Below are 398 nucleotides of genomic sequence, written 5' to 3'. Positions count from 1 at the left end.
CGCCCTGCTGACCCAGAGCCGGACCTACTGGCGGACTCGGGTTAGCCATACCAGCTGCAACCTGCAGCTTGACATAGGCTTGTACTTTCTTAGCCATTATAAATTCCTCAAGTTGGGTAATAACGCCTCTGAGAGGCTCCCCGTGATATAAAAAATCGTTTTACGGGCAAGGCCCATAAAAACAAAAGGCGCGAAATTGTATTCCAATCTCGCGCCTTGTGCAACGATTAAATCGCCGCTTTTTTGATCGCTGGGTTAAGCTTTTTCAACCTGGCTGAAGTCCAGCTCTACAGGGGTCGCACGACCGAAGATAGAAACAGACACTTTCAGACGAGATTTCTCGTAATCAACTTCTTCAACAACGCCGTTGAAGTCAGCGAACGGACCATCATTAACAC

General features: G+C 48.2%; 1 protein-coding gene and 1 pseudogene. Both read right to left on the bottom strand.

What is annotated here, in order from left to right; translation table 11 throughout:
• A pseudogene (gene rplK / locus DYI22_RS17355) lies at positions 1-97 on the bottom strand (50S ribosomal protein L11); the annotation flags it as partial.
• A 158-nt stretch (positions 98-255) separates the two neighbouring features.
• Positions 256-398 (bottom strand): KOW motif-containing protein (locus DYI22_RS17350; protein ID WP_171547818.1); only part of this gene is annotated, 143 nt, incomplete at its 5' end.

The sequence above is a fragment of the Marinobacter lipolyticus genome, assembly GCF_018424605.1.
Lineage (GTDB): Bacteria > Pseudomonadota > Gammaproteobacteria > Pseudomonadales > Oleiphilaceae > Marinobacter > Marinobacter lipolyticus_B.
The sequence above is the reverse complement of the archived record's forward strand: the minus strand, read 5'-3'. Positions and strand labels throughout refer to the sequence as shown.